We start from the raw sequence: 763 nt of genomic DNA, 5'->3' as shown, positions 1-763 counted from the left end.
CAGAAGCCCAACAAGCTCTGAAGCTCTCCCGTCGATCCTGAAGTTGTCTTCAAATCCCTAAATGGGAATAAATGACCATCACAACTTGACGTGAGCATTTTTTCCCACCAACGTCCCCCATGGTCACCCATGGAGGAACTTATGCTCACGCCTGCTGCACCCCTTCGCCTGCCCTGCGCGACTGAGGCATCCTATCTCGCCCGCCAGATCCTGCGACGTCCTGATGCCACGCGATCAGAGCTCAAGCTCGCGATCTGCACGCTCAGCAACTCGACAGACTGGCGCGACATCGATCTCGCCCGTGCGACACGCGAGCAGCTCCGGGCCTCCGATCGGATCGGTATCGCAGAGGAAGTACGCAGGCAGGCGGAAGTATCGCCCCTTTTGCGCGTGTCGCCCAAGAGCATCGATACCGCTTCGCCGCACGTCTCCGATATGACGCGAGCCATCACCTATGCAGCGGCGGCCATGATGGCAGCCCTTCTGGTGGTGATCGGCTGGTCAGCCGCAGCGGAAACCATCACGAATACAAAGCAGCAGGCCGCCGTTTGGCGCAGCCAGCACTGAGGGCGGACATGAGCAGGAAATCCGCCCTGACAGCCCAGACAGCAGATCTGGCACAGTACCTCGCCTATGTGGAGCTGGTGCCGAGCTGCCCGGTCGCCGAGTTTGAAGGCCCGATCGATGAGATGGTCGCAAAAGGCCTCATCCGGATTGCAGGCGGCGACGTCATGCTCACCAAAGCGGGCACCTACTGCCTGGC

2 protein-coding genes are annotated in these 763 nt (G+C 60.6%); both read left to right on the top strand.

Annotation, left to right across the window (positions count from 1 at the left end; genetic code table 11):
• Positions 1 to 141 precede the first annotated feature (141 nt).
• Positions 142 to 567: a hypothetical protein gene (locus tag EG244_RS16330; protein WP_124966248.1), complete on the top strand. Its 426-nt coding sequence runs from the start codon at positions 142 to 144 to the stop codon at positions 565 to 567.
• Positions 568 to 575: 8 nt separating this feature from the next.
• The coding region (locus EG244_RS16325; RefSeq protein WP_148097637.1) for a hypothetical protein at positions 576 to 763 on the top strand (188 nt) is incomplete at its 3' end.

It is taken from the genome of Falsigemmobacter faecalis (assembly GCF_003863335.1).
Classification (GTDB): Bacteria; Pseudomonadota; Alphaproteobacteria; order Rhodobacterales; family Rhodobacteraceae; genus Wagnerdoeblera; species Wagnerdoeblera faecalis.
The sequence above is the reverse complement of the archived record's forward strand: the minus strand, read 5'-3'. Positions and strand labels throughout refer to the sequence as shown.